This window comes from Solibacillus sp. FSL R7-0682 (assembly GCF_038005985.1).
Classification (GTDB): domain Bacteria; phylum Bacillota; class Bacilli; order Bacillales_A; family Planococcaceae; genus Solibacillus.
In genome coordinates this window covers 2027294-2046391 of the sequence record NZ_JBBOUI010000001.1, presented here as the reverse complement: position 1 = coordinate 2046391, position 19098 = coordinate 2027294, and the positions used below count along the sequence as shown (strand labels likewise).

Below are 19098 nucleotides of genomic sequence, written 5' to 3'. Positions count from 1 at the left end.
AATTATATTCTTCTACAAAAAGCCAATCATATATTCGTTTAAAAGTAAATGCCCCTATTACTCCACCAAAAAAAGTAAAGATCACCATTTTAGAAAATAATGATTCTACAACCATACATACGACGATTGTTAAAGGTAAAAATGAAATAGGAAATAAAATAAAAGCGAAAGAAGACAAAATGAACAAATATCCCACATATTCTGATTTCCTGATTTTATCTCCTTGGAATACTTCTAATCCGAATGCTGCAAAGGAAAACAACAATATAAAGGGTATCCACATGAACAAACTATGGTAAAAAGTTTTCATAATTAATTACCTTAATTTTTTACGCATGCGCTGAAACGTGTAATAATTCCCATAATGCTGAATGCCAGCTGCCTGTTGAATAGCCTGTTTTGAAGCAATTTCAAAGCCCTCGATATCTTTTTGCATATACGCTTTATGTGCTGCAATACTAAAATTCATCCACTCTTTTTCATAAGATTTTGTTGGAATGGCATCATAGTTTCCTTCTAAAATAGTAATTAAATCATTTGTGTATTGCCCGACTTCCTTATGAAGCATCGGCTTTATGTACTGGCGCGCATCTTGAAAATCTCCACGTAATAGTGCATGAAGTGTTCCATAAATTGCTTGGTATTTTTCATTTTTATACTTTGCCAACACTTGATCAAGCGCTACCACTAGTTCTTCATCCGTTCCATCTCGTAGCAAGTACATATAAAGATAGACCGGATTTTTTTTGAATTTATCAACAATTTTCGTAAGTGCTTCCAAATTCTTCGAACGATAAAGGATATATATTGGGCTTAATAAATGTGGAACTCCCACCACTACTATTACTATATAGGCAATCCAAATGGGCCATCCTGTTATGGCTATTCCAATTCCTAGTACAAACCCCAATAAAATGAGGAAAATATAAAACTTCATTCTTTCAACTCGTTTCAATTATACTTTTGTTAAAACTTATCCGTTCCTTATTAAAAATTCATCATTTGTCGCATTGTTATAAATGAAACAACTGTTGGCGTTGCTAATGCAATGATTAATGAAAGGACGGCAAATAGTTTAGTTTGCTTGATACGCTTAGAATCCCCGTCTTTTAATTGTTGGAAAAAACTTAATGTAAAATACAAACATAATGCATAAAAAATAATCGGTATGAAACTCACTAATGGTATAAATAAATATGAATTTTCTTGCACTACTAACTCTCCTAATCTTTTAATTCATTTGTTATAGCTGTGTTTTGTACGAATTGCTGAAATTCTTGTTGTTGTTCAATGAACGGATTGTGGTTCGATTGTTCAAAGATTGTTAACCTAGCCGATGGAATATGCTTTGCAATCTCTATACTATATTCGATCGGACATTGTGCGTCATGTCGTCCTCCAAATACAAACACTGGTACAGTAATAAACTTTAGTTGATCACGTAAATCAAAGCTTTTCACCGCAACTTTTCTAAAATAATCGAGCGCACGCCCAATCGTTTTTCCACCATTTGGTATAGTCAGTGCATATTTTAGCTTCTCCTCACTTGTAAAGGACATGAGTGCCCATTCGAATGAAAGTTCGCTCCGTTCTTTTTGAGGTGTTTCAGGGTTATTTAAACTTTCCATAATTCCCATAATTCGGTTAAAGTTCTTATTTTCCGCACAGTAAATACTGTCTGGATGGCTCGCATATTGCTTACTTGCTGCACTACAGCCACAAATAACCTTTGTTAGTGAGCTTTGCGCCTCCACCGCATATTGTAGAGCCAGCATTCCACCCGTTGAATGTCCAGCAAATGCCCATTTTTCCATGTTTAACGCTTCTCGAATCGCCTCTAAATCGAGGATGACTTCCTGAAGAGAAAGCTGCTCATCCGATTCAATGACCGGAGAATTTCCAGCCCCACGAACATTAATTAAATAGACTGTATATTGTGCTGTAAACGGGTTGGCAAACCAATTTCCACGATCGTCGAAACTCGTGTAAAAATGGGTAATCGCAAGCGGTTCCCCATGTCCACTTACAAAATACTCAAATACGCCCCTCGATGTTGCAATCATTTTTTGTTGCCACATACAAAATCCCCCTATGGTGTGTATTAAAAAAGCTCGCCTTTTCTAATATTATACAGATATTTTATTCTTTTGAAATAATAAAAGGGTCTCATTTCATTTTCTCTAACAACATTTAATTTGAACAAATTTAACAAAGCGTTTTTTTCCAATTTGTAAAACGTCTCCGTCCTTTACAATTTGATCTAAAGAATCCAGATTTAATTTGTCGCCATTAAGAGACACTCCGTTTTGCTTCACGAGGCGTAAAAATTCACTTTTACTTAATACAATACCAGTAGATACAAGCTGTGACAGCATATTCTTCACAATCATTTGATCATTTTCTATAAATAATGTGGGCATATTATCAGGAATTTTCTTTTCTTGAAACACAGTAACAAAATATTTTTCAGCAGCTTTTACGTTTTGTTGACCGTGATATAACTGGGTAATGATTCTAGCAAGTTCGAGTTTAATATCTCGTGGGTTTTGTCCATTTTCCAATCTCATTTTCCATTCCTTTAAAGCCGTTGGATGCTCATCTGTAGCAAGTTCAAATTACTTCATAATTAGGTTGTCCGGTACTTCCATCACTTTTTTAAACATTACTTCTGGAGCATCCAGTATACCAATGTAATTTCCGAGACTTTTACTCATTTTTTCAATACCATCTAATCCCTCAAGAATGGGCATAAAAATAGCAATTTGCTTTTCTAAGCCTACATGCTTTTGTAATGTACGTCCCATTAAAATATTGAAGGTTTGGTCTGTTCCGCCAAGCTCAATATCTGCCCGAAGCTCAACTGAATCATATGCCTGCATTAACGGGTAGAAAAATTCATGAATTCCAATAGGAACTTGTTTTTGAAAACGTTTTTGAAAGTCATCTCTTTCTAAAATACGGGCAACGGACGTCGTGGCAGCAAGCTTGATTACTTCCTCAAAGGTTAATTTGGAAAGCCATTCACTATTAAAACGTACCGTAGTTTTGTTTTCATCTAATATTTTAAAAATTTGTTCGCAATAGGTTTTCGCATTTGCCTTTACAATGTCATCGCTTAGCGCCTTTCTTCCTTTTACCTTACCTGTTGGATCTCCGATACGCCCCGTAAAATCTCCAATAATAATAACGACTTCATGGCCTAAATCTTGCATTTGCTTCATTTTGCGTAAAACTACGGCATGACCAAGATGAATGTCAGGAGCAGATGGGTCTAAACCAAGCTTGATTTTTAAAGGCTTTTGTTGTGCATAGGATTTTTGAAGCTTTTGCAATAATTCTTCGACATCAACAATACAATCTACGCCCTTTTTAATTATTTCTAATTGTTCATTTGGATGTAAAAACATTTTCACCACTCCAATTTCGTTAAGTTTTATCCATCTAAAACTACTGCAAATAAAAAACGCCCGTTAGGCTAATGCCTAAAGGACGTGATTATACGTGTTACCACCTTTTTTTGAGAAATGCTCACACAATTCTCCTTTGTAAGTACGATCGCAAGCGATGATACTCCTGCAATGATTACGGTCGCAACCCCGTCGTAGCCTACTTACTGTTTCGGTACGCAGCTCCAAGATGTATTCACATAAATTTCCAGCGCGCCTCTCAATAACCGGCTACTCTCTGTACGTTCCATTTATGTTACTCGTTCTTTTCATCGCCTTTATCTTCTTAACAACTTTTATTTAACAATAATTAAGATTACAAATTATAATAACAAACAAAATTTAATTGTCAATATTTTCTTATTGAAATTCACTTAGCTACATCCATTTTTAATCGAACACTGCCATATTGATTGCGGGAGTCAAAAATTAAATGAATGAGGCTATCATAAAACGGGATAAATTCGCCCGTCTTAATCATGTTTAAAATTTCCTCCTTACTTGCCCATTTCACCTTTTGTACTTCCTCATATTGGAGGGTCAAATCATTTAAATCCATATCCAAGTCAATCAAATAATAATCATCAAAGCCATTTGTAAAATTGATGGTAAAGTTTGGTCTAATCTCATTAAAGTCATATGTAATTCCTAGCTCTTCTTGTAATTCTCTTGAAATGGCGGATTGGCTCGTATCGCCCATTGTTGCACTTCCTCCGCAACTAATATCCCATAAATTAGACCAGCCTTTTTTGAAGGGTTGTCTTTGCTGTATGAGCATTTCCCCTTGTGAATTAAATAGGCAAACATGGACAACTAGATGATATTCCCCTGGGCTCAATAGTTCGTCTCGTTGTATTGTTTTCCCTATTTTATTTCGATTGATATCATAAAGATCCCAAAGCTCCATTTTTGACCTCCTCTATCCTGTTTAGCCTTTCCAATAAGTGACGATCTACTTCATCGATATCTCGGATGTTTTTAGTTAAATCCCAAAGCTTAATCGCGGATGTTTCGTCATTTTCTAGAAAGGACTGTAGCTGAACGATTTCTGTAAAATAAATTGGATTATATTTAACACAGCCATTCAGATTATTTTTCACTTTCATCAATCCAACAAAATTCATATCATTGACAACTTGTCCTGTTTCCTCATAAAGCTCTCGAATCGCACATTCCTTCGCTGTTTCATTTCCATCTCTCTGACCCGCCGGTATTTCCCATTGTTTTCTCCATGTGTTGTAGCACAAAAGATATTTACCCGAACATTTTACGACGGCAAAGGAACCAGCAATCGGTTGATATAGTTTAGTTTCATGCTCCTTCATGCGAAGAAAAGCTAACAATTTCTGATTATTGATGTTACTAGCATTCAATTTCAACCACCTCAAATTTCTTTTGCAATTCCAATCATACCTTTATTTAACAGTAAATAAAATCCAATTATTTTTATTTACATATTTTTCGATTTATTGTACGATTCGTTTAATTAAAATGGAGGAATATTAGTTAACCTATTTATCCATTCGATTGGAGGTTTTTTCTTGAGTTATATCATGAATTTACGAAAGAAGATTGGCACCGAGCCTCTTATTATGGTTGGCGCATGTGTATTAATCTTCAATGAACACAATGAATTACTCATGCAATTAAGAAATGACAATAACTGCTGGGGCTTAGCTGGAGGAGCTATGGATCTTGGAGAAAGCTTAGAGGAAGTCGCACAAAGAGAAATGCTTGAAGAAACCGGCTTAAAAGCAATACACCTGGAATACTTCAAAACCTTTTCTGGAAAAGACTTTTACTATCGATATCCTCATGGTGATGAAGTTTATAATGTAGTAACCGCATTTATATGTAAAAAATATGATGGGTTATTAAAGTATAACTTTACTGAATCGAAGAGCATAAAGTTTTTTAATTTAGCCCATTTACCATTAAACATAAGTCCCCCAGATAAGCTCGTTATAGAGGAGTATTTTCGGACTATTGTGGTGGATTATCTTTAAAAATAAACTATGGAGATATATTAATTGTACGCGAGGCTGAGATGCAGGATGGTACGGCACATTGGTATTTACCAAATGAAAAAACCGTAACATCTAGTGAATCACTTGTCTCTGCGGCAGTAGATTATTGTGAGAAAAAAGGCTATTCCTATGTCGTTGGGCGTGTGCTTTCTACAAGTGCTATGCTCCTTGAGACAAGTGAAATGGTGAATGATTGGGCAAGTAATGGACATATCGGTGTAGATATGGAAACTGGCACTACGTTAGCCGTGCCAAAAAATTCAATAAAAAGGCTATCGGTTTATTAAATATATCGGATCACTTAGTTCATGGAGATACACTTTATTCGTATACAAAAGAACGGGAATGCATTGAGGCTGAAACAGATGCGAAAATTCGGGATTTAGCACTTTATTTGGCTTCTCTTTTGTTTTTAAATAATGGTACTTTATAATATGAAAACTACAAAGTGCAAAAAAACATGACTAGTTAAAGTTTTAATCACTTAGAACTTCAACTAGCCACTTATTTTATGGCGTTACAAGCTGATGGTTCTTGCTCTGCAGCTCGATTCTATATTGTCCAAACGTTTTTTTTCTTTCATCCGATGTTAAATCTCCCGCGCGTTGATAGCCAAATGTAAAAATACCGTTTGAATTAATTTCCCAATTATAGGCGTTACCTAATGTGTCAAAGCCATAATAATATCCAGGCTTCCCTAAATAATCGGAGAACCACTGTCCATTATTAAATGTTGCATATTTTAAATTGCTTGTTTCATGAGCATTAAGTATTCCACGCTCATACCTCGTTAAGTAATAGACATTATTTAAATATGTTTTTACCGCTTTGATTGGTGCTTTTTCAATCGCTACCCTTGTAATCTCTTCATCCACACGGTATAAAATAAATTCCTTCGTTGTGTTATAGGCATAATTCAAATAAAAATGGCTCATATCGGTCTTAAACCATATATCCCCTAATTGAACTCTATTTTTATCCTCAAACATTTCTTTATAATTAAAAGGTTCAAAGGTGTAGAAATCATTACTAATTAATGAGTGGCCATTTTCATTAATGACAATTATAAAACGGTCACTATAGACAATGGATTTTCCTTTGTATAGAAATTTAAAAACACGCATAAGATTTAGGTTTTCGATTGCTGTGGCATCAATATCTCTAATTATGATTAAACTATACGGTTGAATCTTTTCATTTTTTAAATAGATTATCTTTTTATTAAATGCCTCGCCAATATACCTTAAAGGAATGTACGTTGCATTGTTGTAAATACTTGCTGCCCCATCCATTTTGCTTAATTTACCATTTATCGAAATACTCTTCTCTCCTATTTTTAACGAAATGGTTTGATTAGCGTATTTAATGGTAATATACTGACTTTTTGAATTAAAATCTACCTTTGCCCCAAATCCTTCCGAAATAAAACGAAGGGGTACTAATGTTCTTCCATCTTTGACAATCGGCTGAACGGCTGACACCTTTTGCCCATTAATAAATGCCGTGGAGCTTTCAGGAGAAAGAATTATACTATTTTTTAAGTCATGTTCAGTTACATCCTCATATATGTCATAAAGATTTTCCGCGTGTGCCGTGTAACTAAAAGCTAGGAACAATATAAAAGTGAATAATGTTAGGTTTTTTTTCACTTTCATTCTACACCTCACAATAATAAATAAGTTATTTTAATGAAAAATATACCATAAATCCAATTATTAACAATATATACTTTTTCATTCTCGCTCACTTGCATTATCTTTCATCTGTAAAATTCAAATGAAGTTTAAATTTTTATTAAAATAGTAAATCTTCGTTAAAAACTATATTATTAAACTAAATTAATATTTTCACTTCATGTCAAATTTCAGAGGGGAAATTATGAGAAAGATTACGTTATCAAATGGTAAGACGGCTGAAGTTGAATGTTTAAGCTGTGCATTGACAAGTGGGTTGATTGAGCCAGAAGGTGGCGTGATACTAGAATCCTCGTATTTTCATGCCCACCAAGATGTTGCTTATCCGATTAAAGGATTAATCATATTAGCTTCAAAACGTCATATAAAATGTTTGGATGAATTAACGGAGGAAGAGCTCTTGGATTATACTCATTTATTATCCAAAATCCGAAAAGCACAACGAGAGATTTTAGGTATTGATTATGTTTATTACTTTTACAACGAAGATACTACTCACCATTTCCATACTTGGCTAGTTCCCCGATATGAATGGATGTATGAATTCGGCCGATCTGTTGAATCAGTTAGACCCGTACTTCTTCATGCTAGAAATAATATGAATAATTCTTTAAATAGACAAGAGGTATTGTCTGCATTAAACCTTTTAAAAATGAGACTAAATCATTGATCATTTGTTTAACACTCAATAATTATTTTAAATGCGAAAATTTTATGCCTATCCATTACGTGTTCCTCTTCTTATTTCTTAATAATTTAGTTATGAATGTAAACCTTTATCTGTTAAAATTAGGAAAACCATCCAGGCAATTTATTCATAAGATTTTCCATAAGAAAATTATGTTACTCGGATGTTTTCTATCCCCTGCAACATGATTAGAGTATATCTATGCACTACCTCATTGACTAAGAAGAAATTGGAGGAATAAATGAATATTGAAACTGAAAAGCTAATTTATGTTTTAAACGAAATGTTCAAGAAGAATATCATCTCTACAGACTACCAGAGTATACCGTTACAGGGCGGAACTGTGGGAAATGTGTATCTAGTTTCGGGAATTGCCGAAACCGCGGATGGTGAAAAATTACCTTACCGTATCGTACTGAAAATCCAACACAAATGGGAGCGTTATGGCGATCCAGATTCATGGCGCCGGGAATATGATCTCTATTCCTCTAACTTGGGGGCGACTTTCTCGCAAGCCCTTCGTTGGCCGATATGTTATCACGCCGAGTTCAATGTCGAAGAGAATGAATACCATCTGTGGCTAGAATATATTGATGGCGTGACAGGTTTAGATTTGACCAGTGACATGTATGAAAAGGCAGCGTTGGAGTTAGGGCGCTATCAAGGTATGCTTTATGCGGAACAACCCACTGTGCTGCAGAAACTGACGAACCTTAGCCATCCGGATTTTATGAAAAATTCGTATTTACGTTATCGGTCGTGGCCACTTGTCTACGATTATATACGATCGGAAGACTGTAAATTGCCCTTGCACGTGCGGCAAATGCTCATTAACATCGATGAACAAGCAGACAAAATATTCGCCCGTATTGAAAAATTGCCCCTCGTGCTATGTCACCGGGACTGCTGGATAACTAATCTTATTTATGCTGACGAGAAATTCGCACTTATCGATTGGGATACTAGTGGATGGGGCTACCTGGGCGAGGATCTAGCAAGCCTGATTGCGGATGAAGCGGATATTGATAACATGGTCGAACATTACGAGCGATGTATCCCTGCGTATTACAAAGGCTTTTCGGAGTATGCAGATATATCTGGGCTCACCGATCATTGTGTCTACGAGATAATCCTACTTAGATTCGGCTACAGGCTTGTCGAAGCGTATCTCCACACTGAGGCTGAAGACGAGAAGATAAAATATGTCCATACTCTCCAAAAAATTTATGAAATGAAAACCGTCACTCTTATTGTTTAATAAAAATACTGACTATCACATAAACCTATTTATAACAGCACCGTATCGGAAAGTATTTTCTACGGTGCTGTTATAACAAATTCTGTTTACTATAGTAATGGCAGTTCCCCTGCTACATCTTGATCCGTAATGCTATACATAAAAGGCATTACACGTTTATCAAATGTTCGAGTTTCTACACCTTATAAACGATCAATCCAGCATTTTAGGCGACTATGAAAGTTGTTGACGTGCTGATTGTACATTGGAATAGTTGTGAAAAACCCGCCACGTATTGTTCGGCTATGCTTATTCATTGTGATATCAAAACTTTTCTTTAAAAATTGGACTTAGCTCACTCCATACATCAAAGCTATTGCCATCTATATCAAAGAAGACAAAATTCTTTCCTGCATGCCCGCGGTTTTCAATCTCACCTACTTGCATCCCTTTTGCAATAAAATTGCTATGCAACGTTTCTAATGCTTCAATTCCGTTCACCTCAAATGTTAACGAAAAACGTTCTACACCATAACGATCTGTGAAATTTGCACTTTGATTTTCCGCTGCTTGAACGAGGAATATGCTTTGATTCGCAAGATTCAAAATCGCCTTGTCTTCATCCATATAATTTAACTCAGCTTCTAAATGATGAACATACCACTCAGACGAAAGCTTCACATTTGTTACTGGAATGTACGTTGTACCAACTCGTAATAGTTTTGCGCTCATAAAATCCCCCTATAGTCTGAAATACTTAATGCATTCGCTATGAAGATTTAATTTACCTTCTTGTAAGCAAGAAAATCATTTTAAATAGAAGAAGGAATTTATTCAATTATACGAAATATAATATAGAACAATAATAATATTAGAAAGATTTTGTCGAGAGGAGTTAACTATGGGATCAAGAATCATGCATAGTATTATTGCAAAAAAGGTAGCAGATCGATTAAATATTGAGGATAAAAGTTCATTTCTTATTGGTGGCATTGCTGCTGATGCTTGCTCCAATAAGGATGCATCTCACTTTTACAAAGGAAGCCTACAATCCTATTCTAGAACCATTGACTATGAAGGGTTTCTAGAAAAATATAAACAGCATAAACGCCATCCATATATACAAGGCTATTTCGCCCATTTAATTGCAGATGATTTATGGCTAACTGGTTTTTTTGTGCCTTGGTTAAAAAATCGAATGGAACAAAATGCAGCACTCCATCCCCTTTACCATAATGATTTTCGATTATTAAATAGTAAATTGTTATACCATTACGGATTAAAAGAGGAATTAGAAAAATACTTGAACATGCCCACTTCAATGATGGACTTAGAAGAGGTACATACTAGTGATGTAACTTCCTTTATCTCTTATGTGCTTGGGGACATGAAGGATGATCCAGCAAATATTGAAAAGGATTTACATGTCTTTTCAATGGATCAAATCATTGGATACATTGAAACATCTATCGAAAAAAGCGTGTATTTGCTAGAGCAAATCCATGTTAAAACAACATAAGTATTCTGGACTAAACCGCGCTAAAGCGGTTTTTTTTATTTTAAAATCGTGCAAGTATTCCTTATTAAATTCAAGGGCAACATTATGTAAATAAGTAGAGTGATGTAAGTTTTCAAAGGATGAGGTGTTTCGATTAAATATAAATGTCTGAATGTTAAGCATAAATACCCTCCATAAAAATATTCATATATAACTAACTTGATGAAATAAATGGAAAATACATTATGCTAAATTTACGGAGGGAGGGGTGTGATGGAAAAACGATCAATCGAGATGTTCAATCAATAGATGCTTGGATTATAGGTAAAGGTACTTTTTTTAAATCAAAACAAGTAAAAATGAATTGTAGTTGCAGTTGTCCGCAAGTTTCATTTAGCAATGCAGCTAGATTCGTGTCTGAAAGGTATTCCGATTTTTTCAAACGTATGATTACTAAAAGATATAATGAATGAAACAGGGTAAGCTTTTCCGGCAAGCATACCCTGTTTTAGAAGTTTTGTGAAATATTTGCCTATAGACTAAATAGCTCTCTAGCAATTGAATGTTTTTTACAATAATAAGTGAACTTTAAAAAAGCTACTACTTTAAATAGATTATTGACATTTTTAAAAGGAGTGATTTAATGAAAAATCTATTACAAAGAGTACCATCATATAACTCAGCCTTTGAAATTGATTTATATAGTGGCGAGATCGAAGAAAATTTTGTGGCCATTTTATTTGATAAACGCAATTTGGAAATTGTCCTATTCCAAAGCACAAATAAAAATATGCCAGAACAAATTGCGAAATTCCAATTCAGATCTCTTGAAAAAGCAAATCAGTGGATCCATAATATTATAAATTGTTATAACAAATTGTATTCTCAAACATCTTCATTGTCTACTTCGTATCATCCGCATAATGAAAATAAGAGTATGCTTGCATAAGTTGAGCATACCTTGTTTTTATTTTTTCTGAGTATAAAGCCGTTGTGACGCATTCTATAACGTCCGAATAATTAAATCACAGTTGACGGGTTGCTTTCCTAATTCTCTTGCCCAAACCGAGAGCTGACCAATATGGTGAATTTCATGGGTTACGATGTGTTGAAGAATTTTTGTCAATGAAAAGCTAACAACCTTACCGTTTCGTGTTGTAATCTTCACCTGATGTTGTGCAGGGTCATTTGGTAATTGGTCCAGAAGCTCTTTCGTATGTATTTTCACAAATTCCGAATACCCTCGAATGTCTTCAAGCATCTTCAAGCTTTCCCTGTTATTATATATAACTTTTGTATCTCGTGCGTAATTTACCCAAGTAAGCTCCGCATCAATTATATGTAGTAGTGTTTCCTTGAAGCTTTTCATGCCACCAATTCTTTCCTTTGTCCATTCAGCCTCTTCGATTTCTTTACACCACACAAACCATTCATCACGAACTTGCCAATTATAGTGAAATAATTCCATTTTCTACTCCCCTATCCCTTTTTCCATTTTATTGTATAATTTAATAATAAAGGAGTGTATAGATGAAACACAAAATAATCTTTTTCGATGTAGATGGTACGCTTACAAGCTATTTAGATGGTTCAATTACAGAAAGTACGAAAATGGCTATTCAACAATTAATTAAAAAAGGTTATCATGTCGTTGCTGCGACTGGCAGACCATACGCGATGTGTAATGACATCGCTCAATTAGGTATAGATACTTTTATTACTGCCAATGGAGCCTATGTCAAACATAAAAATGAAGTAATACATAAAATACCGTTTAATTATTCAATTATGAAAGATGTATCGAATTATGCCTCTATCCAAAAAAATGCGCTTACATTCTACTCGGAAAGCCTACACATTAATGAAATTAGGCACCCGAATATTTTAAAAGCATTAAGTGAGACATTATCGTTAACTGATTACCCCGAGCTTAGGATAAACGATTGTGAAACTTATTTACTTTGTCTTTTTGCTAATAGGACAATGGTCAAAAAATATGAAAAACAGTTTCCATCTCTAACTTTTAAGCGCTGGCATCCATTTATCGTAAATGTATTGGAACAAGATGTATCAAAATCCATTGCTATATTAAAGGTACTCGAATATTTCCAGTATACTAAAGAGGAAGCGATTGCTTTTGGAGATGGCGAAAATGATCTTGATATGCTAGAAATTGTAGATATTGGGATTGCTATGGGGAATGCAAACGATAAGTTAAAGCAGTGTGCTGACTTTATTACAAAAAGCTCGGACGAAGATGGCATACTGTATGCGTTACAGCATTATGGCATTCTTAAATAAGGGGAATCCACCGTATGAATAATATGAGGTGATGAATATGTATCAGAAATTTAATTCAATTTCATTTTTACGATCTCATTTTTCACCTAATAGAGAAACTGTAAAAAAATAGCTATACAACCTTATCTTGTTGGTTGTATAGCTATTTTTACTATGTTAGGTTATTTCATTTTACTTAATGTTTGATTCTTTATTTCATACACACAATCCGCTACGTTGTCAATGAAGGAACGATCATGGGAAACAAAAAGAATGGTCCCCTCGTATGCTTTCATAAAGCTTTCTAATGCTTGGATTGCCTCGATATCTAAAAAGTTCGTTGGTTCATCAAGTATTAGTACATTATAGGCACCTAAAAACAATTGGCATAGTTGCAAACGCATTGCTTCTCCACCGCTTAAGACATGTACACTTTTATTTAAATCCGTCCCTGTAAATTGCATCGCATGCAGCACAGTTCGGAGCATCCCTTCATTATCGTCTGAACGATTTTTTAAAAAATCTAGTAATGTTTCATCCTTACTAAATTCATAGCTTTTTTGCTGGAAATAACCAATCTTTACTTTTGGAGATATCGTGAAATCCTCAGCTTTAGAAGCAATTTGTTGAAGGAACATGCTTTTCCCTACACCGTTGTCCCCAGTAATTGCTATTTTTTCTCCAAGGGGAAATTGGAAGCTTACTTGATTTAATAGGACTTTCCTCTCCACCCGCAAGCAAAATTGGGTTGCCATTATTGGAAACTTATTGTGTAGCTCAAGTGCTTTAGCCTTTCTAAATTGGATTGGCTTTGTAACTTTCACCTTTTCAATAACCGGTAACCGTTCTATGCGTTGTTCCATGCTTTTCGCAACACGTTGCAATGACTTCTGACTTGTTCCCTTAGATTTCGTCATATTAGCTTTATTTGGTTTTGCATTCGCTTCACGCTTGGATAGCCTGCCTGCTTGCGCCACCTTTTCAGCCATTTTCATCTTCTCACTTGCAGCTTTTTCTAAGCGTATTTTTTCTTTTGTATAATGCTCGTAAGCTTGCTCCTGCTGACTTCGCTCTAATGCCTTTTGATCCATATAGGCCGAATAGTTTCCCGTGTATACACGCACCTTCCCGTCCTCAACTTCCCAAATGGTCGTTACAAGATGGTCAAGTAGAGCACGATCATGACTGATAAGCACGAGCGCACCGTAATAATAGGTCAATTCTTCTTTTATATAGTGAATACCTGTTTGGTCTAAATGAGTCGTTGGTTCATCAATTAATAGCGCCTCATAATAATGAGAAAATAATTGAGCGAGCTTTTGCCTCGTACGTTCTCCCCCACTCATAACTTGCTGACCGTGCGGGACATGAAGCTTTGCCAGTAATGTAGCATCGGCCTCCGCCTGTTCATCCCACTCGATTTGTTGAAATGTACCCGCATTTACATAGCGGTGAATCGTTCCACGAGTCGGCTCTATCTCTCCTGCTAATAGCTTTAATAGCGTACTTTTTCCTGCGCCATTTTTTCCAACGATCCCAATACGATCAAACTGATGTATTTGTAATTGCTCAATTGACAGTACTTCTTTATCTAAATATTCTACTGATAGTTGTTGTAACTCATAACAAATTTTTTCCATGTTGCTACCTCCGAAATTGTTTATTTCGTATCGATAGCAATGATCGATACGAGTGATATTTAACACTCGTATCAATTACATGAATAATAGCCACATATAGTTTTTCCTCCATGATTTATTGAGTTTCATTATAGAATGTAGGATTACGATAGTCAATCGTATCAAAACATGTAATTTTAAGGATATTAAGTGAAATAATCATTTCAATTACTGCTAGGGCTACATGAGTTACGGTAAAACATATTTCCCATCGACAAGTTTGTCCTTATTCGAAAGCTTAAATACACCTGGGTCCCAGCTCTGTAAAATGATATATCCTCCTATAACTTCTCCTTTTTTTCCACAACAAATACTTGTATATTTTTCTTGTCTATGTCCTTCTCTTTTAATTCATAATGAAATTGTGTCACCTGTTGTCCCTGATAATTACGAAGAAAATCAACACCACTCGCTTCAAAATTAGCTAATAGTTCCTCTGGTGTTTCTAAAGTAAATTGTTTCTCTTCTTTCAGTTGTTTAACAGTCCAGCCATATTCCGTTAACAACCTTTGATGCGCTTCATTAATTGGAGCTTCACATCCTGCAACAAATACTATTATAAGAAATATACTTAATATTCTTTTCATAATAATCCCCCATAATCAAATTATTCTTAGTATTCACGAAACTTATAAGTCAATATAATCGTATAACACACTATCAAGTATTCTAGGAGGTTTGTAATGAAATTAATACAGAAGGAAATGGTTGCAGAAAAATTGTTAACACAGGAGTTTCTTGCAGTTTATAAAGCATTTTCTCAGGAGCTTCAACAACTCGTAACATTTGATCAGTTTGCAGAAATGAACATTGCATTTAATGTAGATGTTCAGCATTACGAATTGGCCTTTCAAAATGAATTTCAACAGCTCGAACAATATATATTTCTTGATAATGAAAAAAGAAAGGTCATTGTTGTAGCTTTTGATCGTGATGGTATTATACAAGGCCTCTATTTAAAACCATATGTCACTTATCCAGAAAGTGATCAGCGACTAACGGTAAATCAATATCGTATGCCTATTTGTGATGAATGGGTTGTGTTTTGGGGTGGCACAAACGAATTTTATAATTATCACTATGCATACGAACATATGCGTTATGCCTATGATTTAGTAAGAGTAAAGGATGGCTCAACGTATCAACACAATCCTTTACGAAATGAAAACTATTATGCATTCGGCGCGGATGTTATCGCACCATGTTCTGGTCAAATAGTAACTGTAGTAAATGATTTACTCGATAATGTACCAGGAGAAATGGATGAAGAAAATGCTGCAGGAAATTATGTTGTCATTGCCCATGAACATGAAGAATATAGTATGATTGCCCATCTCAAGCAGCATTCTATCTGTGTGAAAACTGGAGATTTCGTAAATGTTGGACAAATCATTGGCCGTTGCGGAAATTCGGGAAACTCTTCTGAAGCACATATTCATTTTCAAGTAATGGATTCCCCACAACTGGCACAAGCAAAAAGCATTCGTATTCAATTTCAGCAAGGGCATGAGCCAGTTCAAGGAGATAAAATACAGCCGCTACTATTGAAGTAAAAGGAGCACTTCCAATGACCATCATTTATTTTATCCGCCACGCCCATTCTATGTATACACCAGATGAGTACAATCGGACATTATCGGAAAGTGGGCGTCAAGAATCCGCAAAATTAGTCCATTTGTTTAAAAAGTTGGACATTACAGCAATGTATGCAAGCCGTTATTTACGGGCAGTCGAAACAATCGAGCCAATTGCCCAAAATAAAGGGATGACGATACAGCAATTCGAAGCATTAAACGAACGCCAACTATCTGCTACACCTGTAGCCGATTTTCAACTAGCCATCCATTCTGTATGGCAAGATCCAAACTTTGCTTTACCTGGTGGAGAATCCAATAATGCTGCACAGTCACGGGTTTTGCCGATAATCACACAATTAACGGAGAAACACCAAGATGAAGCAATCATTATTGGTACCCATGGCAATATATTTACCCTGATTTTAAATTACTATGATGCAAGCTATGACTTATCGTTTTGGAATGAATTGAAAATGCCTGATGTACATAAAGTAACTATTGAAGAGAACCGTTTACACTCTGTTCGAAGACTTTCTTATGAGTCATTTAATAGCACAAATATACGTTGAGAATCCCTCCTATGTGTGATGTTTTATTCCAATTCAAACAATGAGTTAATGTAATCCGGTAGCAATAATGACAGCAAATAATCGTGCTACTGGATTTCAAATCAATTGTTCTACTTATGATGATACATCCATGCATTAAACTGTTTCTTTTGTTCATGTAACTGCCATCCCGCTTTTAAATAATATTGATTAAACTGAGAATGAACTGGACACATGGAAACAATCGGTGAATCCGATAAAACAGATAACATCTCTTCTAGCAAGTTATAACCACGGTAATCAACCCGAATTGCAAATTGATATAAAGATATTATATTTTGTGTCTTTTTTCGATAGAATCGTAAAGCTCCTACGATGTCACCATGTACTGTTGCAACTATCATTTGATTTCTTCGTATAGCTGCATTAATTCCTAATGGACATAAAAATTCATTAGAATAAATGGCATCTTGTTGATCACTTAAATTGTTATAAAAAAATTCTTTTACTCGTTGAAATTGGCTTGGATTCGCTAAGGCAATTTGCATTTTTACACCTCCAAATGGCTTCTTTCAATAATCTAATGACTTATAAATTTCACCAATGAGTCCTTCCATTTGATGAACACCCAAGTCGGAATTTGTCATTATTACTGCTCCTTTATGTATTGAAGGTAACATCACGACCATCGATTGAAATCCTTTTCCCCAACCAAATGAAAAAACCTTTTTGTTCATTTCAGTCCCTTCAAGAAATACACTTAGACCCGTCCACCCTTTACCACCTTGCATACGAATTATTTCCTCAGCTAATCTTTTAGAAAGACCTAGTTTACTTTCACCTTTTAGACTATTCATTAATTCGATACTTAATTTAGCTAAATCAATAGCTGTTGTCCAAAGACCACAGGCAGCTGGGTAAGGATAGATTGGATATTTCCCTTCTACAATTGCTCCATGTTTATGATGCCCTGCTGCAACATTATCTAAATTCGAAAAAAGTAATGATGTATCTAAAAAACTATTTTTCATTTGTAATGGCTCTAAAACTTGTTCTAACATTACGTCATGAAAAGGTTTTGATGTTACATCTGCAATTAATTGCTCAATAATGCAATAGCCTGCATCTGAATAATGAAATTCATTTACTGGTTCAAGACTCACTTGAATTGGTGTACTACAATAGAATGTATTACCACTTAAAATTTCGACCATTGATGGATACTTGTTTAAATTACTGAGCTCCATAAAGCTATTTTCAGGATCTTGGATGCCTGATTGATGGCTAAGTAAATTTCTTAATGTAACTTTTTTGTGTACTGTAAAGGGATTCATTGGAATCTTCCATGAAATTAATTGATCATTTACATCTTCATCTAAATTTAGAATTCCTTCTTGTACGAGTTTTAAAGCTAAAATTCCGGTTAAAAATTTACTAATGGAACATGCATTGAAAACCGATTGATTGTCAACAAAGCGGTTTGTATTTGCTTCAAGTAATCCGTAATTAGTAGTCACATTAATTGTTCCATTTTCAATTTGTGCCATACTTAATCCCAATACATTATAAAAACTCATTCGCTCTTCAATGTTTATGTTCAAAGCGTTTTCCCCCTCACCAAATGACCTGCCCTTATAATAACACGAACAAATGTTCTTTGTATATTATTAGGAGAATTTAATATAGACTTATTATAAAAAACGTAGGTGGAAGAAAATGCAAAAAGAGAAACATGAGATAATCACACATCAAACTGACTTTATCAATTTTGTCCAGCAATTAAAAAACTATAATGATCAAGAGTTAAGGAAGCCTATTGAAGAAGATAAATGGTCCGTAATTGAAATTATTGCTCATTTTTTCCCATGGGATGAATTTATTATGCAACAAAGGCTTCCCTATTTTTTTAAAGAAACGACATTTCCACCCGGACCGAATGCCGATGAAGTGAATTATGAAGCGGCTTTACTTGCTCGAAGTAATACGATACAAAGCACGATTGATAAATGTCTTCTTGTTCGTCGTGAATTAGTTCAAATATTAACAACACTTCCTGAAGAAAAATGGTTTGTTGAAATGAAAATTAATCAATCCCCATTAACGATATATTCTTATTTTAAAGGGCTTATGAAACATGATCTTCATCATATTGAGCAAATAAAACAATCGCTACAAATCAAATAAAATACAAAAAATAAATCCGTAGAAGCAAATTAATAAGTTAGGCTTCTACGGATTTTATTATTGGTTCAATAATATTTGATGGGGTGTCTATTCAGTTTGTGCAAAAGAAGCAGCGGTAACGACAGGTGCCTCCTCTACGACAGTAATTCGTTGCTTTAAAAATGTTGTACAAACAATCCCAAAAGACGTGATGTTACCAAAAGTAATTGCGATTGATGAATATATGCCGATAAAGATGCG

22 protein-coding genes, 1 pseudogene and 1 other annotated feature are annotated in these 19098 nt (G+C 34.9%); of the genes and pseudogenes, 10 read left to right on the top strand and 13 right to left on the bottom strand.

The genetic code is table 11. From position 1 onward, the window contains the following. Nucleotides 1-316: 316 nt before the first annotated feature. The 6 genes and pseudogenes from MKZ17_RS10470 to MKZ17_RS10440 all read right to left on the bottom strand — a co-directional run bounded on the left by MKZ17_RS10470 (nt 317) and on the right by MKZ17_RS10440 (nt 4819). Nucleotides 317-937, bottom strand: coding sequence for a hypothetical protein (locus tag MKZ17_RS10470; protein ID WP_340723681.1), 621 nt, complete (start codon nt 935-937; stop codon nt 317-319). A 50-nt stretch (nt 938-987) separates the two neighbouring features. Further along, nucleotides 988-1212 carry a hypothetical protein gene (locus tag MKZ17_RS10465; RefSeq protein WP_340723680.1) on the bottom strand — a complete coding sequence of 75 codons (225 nt, stop codon included), beginning with the start codon at nt 1210-1212 and terminating at the stop codon, nt 988-990. Between the two features lie 11 nt (nt 1213-1223). After that, nucleotides 1224-2078, bottom strand: a complete 855-nt coding sequence (locus MKZ17_RS10460) for an alpha/beta fold hydrolase (protein WP_340723679.1) — start codon at nt 2076-2078, stop codon at nt 1224-1226. Between the two features lie 102 nt (nt 2079-2180). Then, nucleotides 2181-3407, bottom strand: a pseudogene (gene tyrS, locus MKZ17_RS20595) (tyrosine--tRNA ligase). Nucleotides 3408-3482: 75 nt separating this feature from the next. Next, nucleotides 3483-3728 (bottom strand) — a binding site (T-box leader). An 88-nt stretch (nt 3729-3816) separates the two neighbouring features. Beyond that, nucleotides 3817-4353, bottom strand: a complete 537-nt coding sequence (locus tag MKZ17_RS10445) for an NUDIX hydrolase (protein ID WP_340723676.1) — start codon at nt 4351-4353, stop codon at nt 3817-3819. Next, nucleotides 4331-4819: an NUDIX hydrolase gene (locus MKZ17_RS10440; protein WP_340723675.1), complete on the bottom strand. Its 489-nt coding sequence runs from the start codon at nt 4817-4819 to the stop codon at nt 4331-4333. The genes MKZ17_RS10445 and MKZ17_RS10440 overlap by 23 nt, the downstream gene beginning before the upstream one ends. A gap of 168 nt (nt 4820-4987) precedes the next feature. Here MKZ17_RS10440 and MKZ17_RS10435 point away from each other — a divergent pair, with 168 nt between their 5' ends. Continuing rightward, a complete protein-coding gene (locus MKZ17_RS10435; RefSeq protein WP_340723674.1) occupies nt 4988-5452 on the top strand; it encodes an NUDIX hydrolase in 465 nt (154 codons plus the stop codon). A gap of 2 nt (nt 5453-5454) precedes the next feature. Continuing rightward, nucleotides 5455-5760: a phosphorylase family protein gene (locus tag MKZ17_RS10430; RefSeq protein WP_340725535.1), complete on the top strand. Its 306-nt coding sequence runs from the start codon at nt 5455-5457 to the stop codon at nt 5758-5760. 222 nt (nt 5761-5982) lie between these two features. Here the strand turns inward: MKZ17_RS10430 and MKZ17_RS10425 are convergent, their stop codons facing one another. Continuing rightward, nucleotides 5983-7128: a copper amine oxidase N-terminal domain-containing protein gene (locus MKZ17_RS10425; protein ID WP_340723673.1), complete on the bottom strand. Its 1146-nt coding sequence runs from the start codon at nt 7126-7128 to the stop codon at nt 5983-5985. A 223-nt stretch (nt 7129-7351) separates the two neighbouring features. On the opposite strand from MKZ17_RS10425, the gene MKZ17_RS10420 reads away from it, so the two are divergent. Together MKZ17_RS10420 and MKZ17_RS10415 are read left to right on the top strand one after the other, a co-directional pair. Beyond that, nucleotides 7352-7837 (top strand): HIT family protein, encoded by a 486-nt coding sequence (locus MKZ17_RS10420; RefSeq protein WP_340723672.1) that lies wholly within the window; start codon nt 7352-7354, stop codon nt 7835-7837. 259 nt (nt 7838-8096) lie between these two features. Continuing rightward, nucleotides 8097-9113: an aminoglycoside phosphotransferase family protein gene (locus MKZ17_RS10415; RefSeq protein ID WP_340723671.1), complete on the top strand. Its 1017-nt coding sequence runs from the start codon at nt 8097-8099 to the stop codon at nt 9111-9113. Nucleotides 9114-9416: 303 nt separating this feature from the next. Here MKZ17_RS10415 and MKZ17_RS10410 read toward each other — a convergent pair whose 3' ends face one another. Next, nucleotides 9417-9824, bottom strand: a complete 408-nt coding sequence (locus MKZ17_RS10410) for a VOC family protein (RefSeq protein ID WP_340723670.1) — start codon at nt 9822-9824, stop codon at nt 9417-9419. A gap of 169 nt (nt 9825-9993) precedes the next feature. On the opposite strand from MKZ17_RS10410, the gene MKZ17_RS10405 reads away from it, so the two are divergent. Then, nucleotides 9994-10611, top strand: a complete 618-nt coding sequence (locus tag MKZ17_RS10405) for a hydrolase (RefSeq protein ID WP_340723669.1) — start codon at nt 9994-9996, stop codon at nt 10609-10611. 622 nt (nt 10612-11233) lie between these two features. Then, on the top strand, nt 11234-11539 hold the full coding sequence (locus tag MKZ17_RS10400; protein ID WP_340723668.1) for a hypothetical protein: 306 nt from the start codon (nt 11234-11236) through the stop codon (nt 11537-11539). Nucleotides 11540-11593: 54 nt separating this feature from the next. Here the strand turns inward: MKZ17_RS10400 and MKZ17_RS10395 are convergent, their stop codons facing one another. Next, a complete protein-coding gene (locus MKZ17_RS10395) occupies nt 11594-12058 on the bottom strand; it encodes a DinB family protein (protein ID WP_340723667.1) in 465 nt (154 codons plus the stop codon). Between the two features lie 62 nt (nt 12059-12120). On the opposite strand from MKZ17_RS10395, the gene MKZ17_RS10390 reads away from it, so the two are divergent. Further along, entirely contained in the window at nt 12121-12891 is a 771-nt protein-coding gene (locus MKZ17_RS10390) for a Cof-type HAD-IIB family hydrolase (protein ID WP_340723666.1), read from the top strand. A 161-nt stretch (nt 12892-13052) separates the two neighbouring features. On the opposite strand, the gene MKZ17_RS10385 is transcribed toward MKZ17_RS10390, so the two are convergent. After that, nucleotides 13053-14510, bottom strand: coding sequence for an Msr family ABC-F type ribosomal protection protein (locus tag MKZ17_RS10385; protein ID WP_340723665.1), 1458 nt, complete (start codon nt 14508-14510; stop codon nt 13053-13055). 320 nt (nt 14511-14830) lie between these two features. Next, nucleotides 14831-15136: a DUF4830 domain-containing protein gene (locus MKZ17_RS10380; RefSeq protein ID WP_340723664.1), complete on the bottom strand. Its 306-nt coding sequence runs from the start codon at nt 15134-15136 to the stop codon at nt 14831-14833. Between the two features lie 96 nt (nt 15137-15232). Here MKZ17_RS10380 and MKZ17_RS10375 point away from each other — a divergent pair, with 96 nt between their 5' ends. Beyond that, a complete protein-coding gene (locus tag MKZ17_RS10375; RefSeq protein ID WP_340723663.1) occupies nt 15233-16102 on the top strand; it encodes a M23 family metallopeptidase in 870 nt (289 codons plus the stop codon). Nucleotides 16103-16116: 14 nt separating this feature from the next. Further along, nucleotides 16117-16695: a histidine phosphatase family protein gene (locus MKZ17_RS10370; RefSeq protein WP_340723662.1), complete on the top strand. Its 579-nt coding sequence runs from the start codon at nt 16117-16119 to the stop codon at nt 16693-16695. A 110-nt stretch (nt 16696-16805) separates the two neighbouring features. On the opposite strand, the gene MKZ17_RS10365 is transcribed toward MKZ17_RS10370, so the two are convergent. Further along, a complete protein-coding gene (locus MKZ17_RS10365; protein WP_340723661.1) occupies nt 16806-17222 on the bottom strand; it encodes an N-acetyltransferase in 417 nt (138 codons plus the stop codon). Nucleotides 17223-17246: 24 nt separating this feature from the next. Further along, nucleotides 17247-18275, bottom strand: coding sequence for a serine hydrolase domain-containing protein (locus MKZ17_RS10360; protein ID WP_340723660.1), 1029 nt, complete (start codon nt 18273-18275; stop codon nt 17247-17249). A gap of 115 nt (nt 18276-18390) precedes the next feature. Here MKZ17_RS10360 and MKZ17_RS10355 point away from each other — a divergent pair, with 115 nt between their 5' ends. Further along, a complete protein-coding gene (locus MKZ17_RS10355) occupies nt 18391-18858 on the top strand; it encodes a DinB family protein (protein ID WP_340723659.1) in 468 nt (155 codons plus the stop codon). Nucleotides 18859-19098 lie beyond the last annotated feature (240 nt).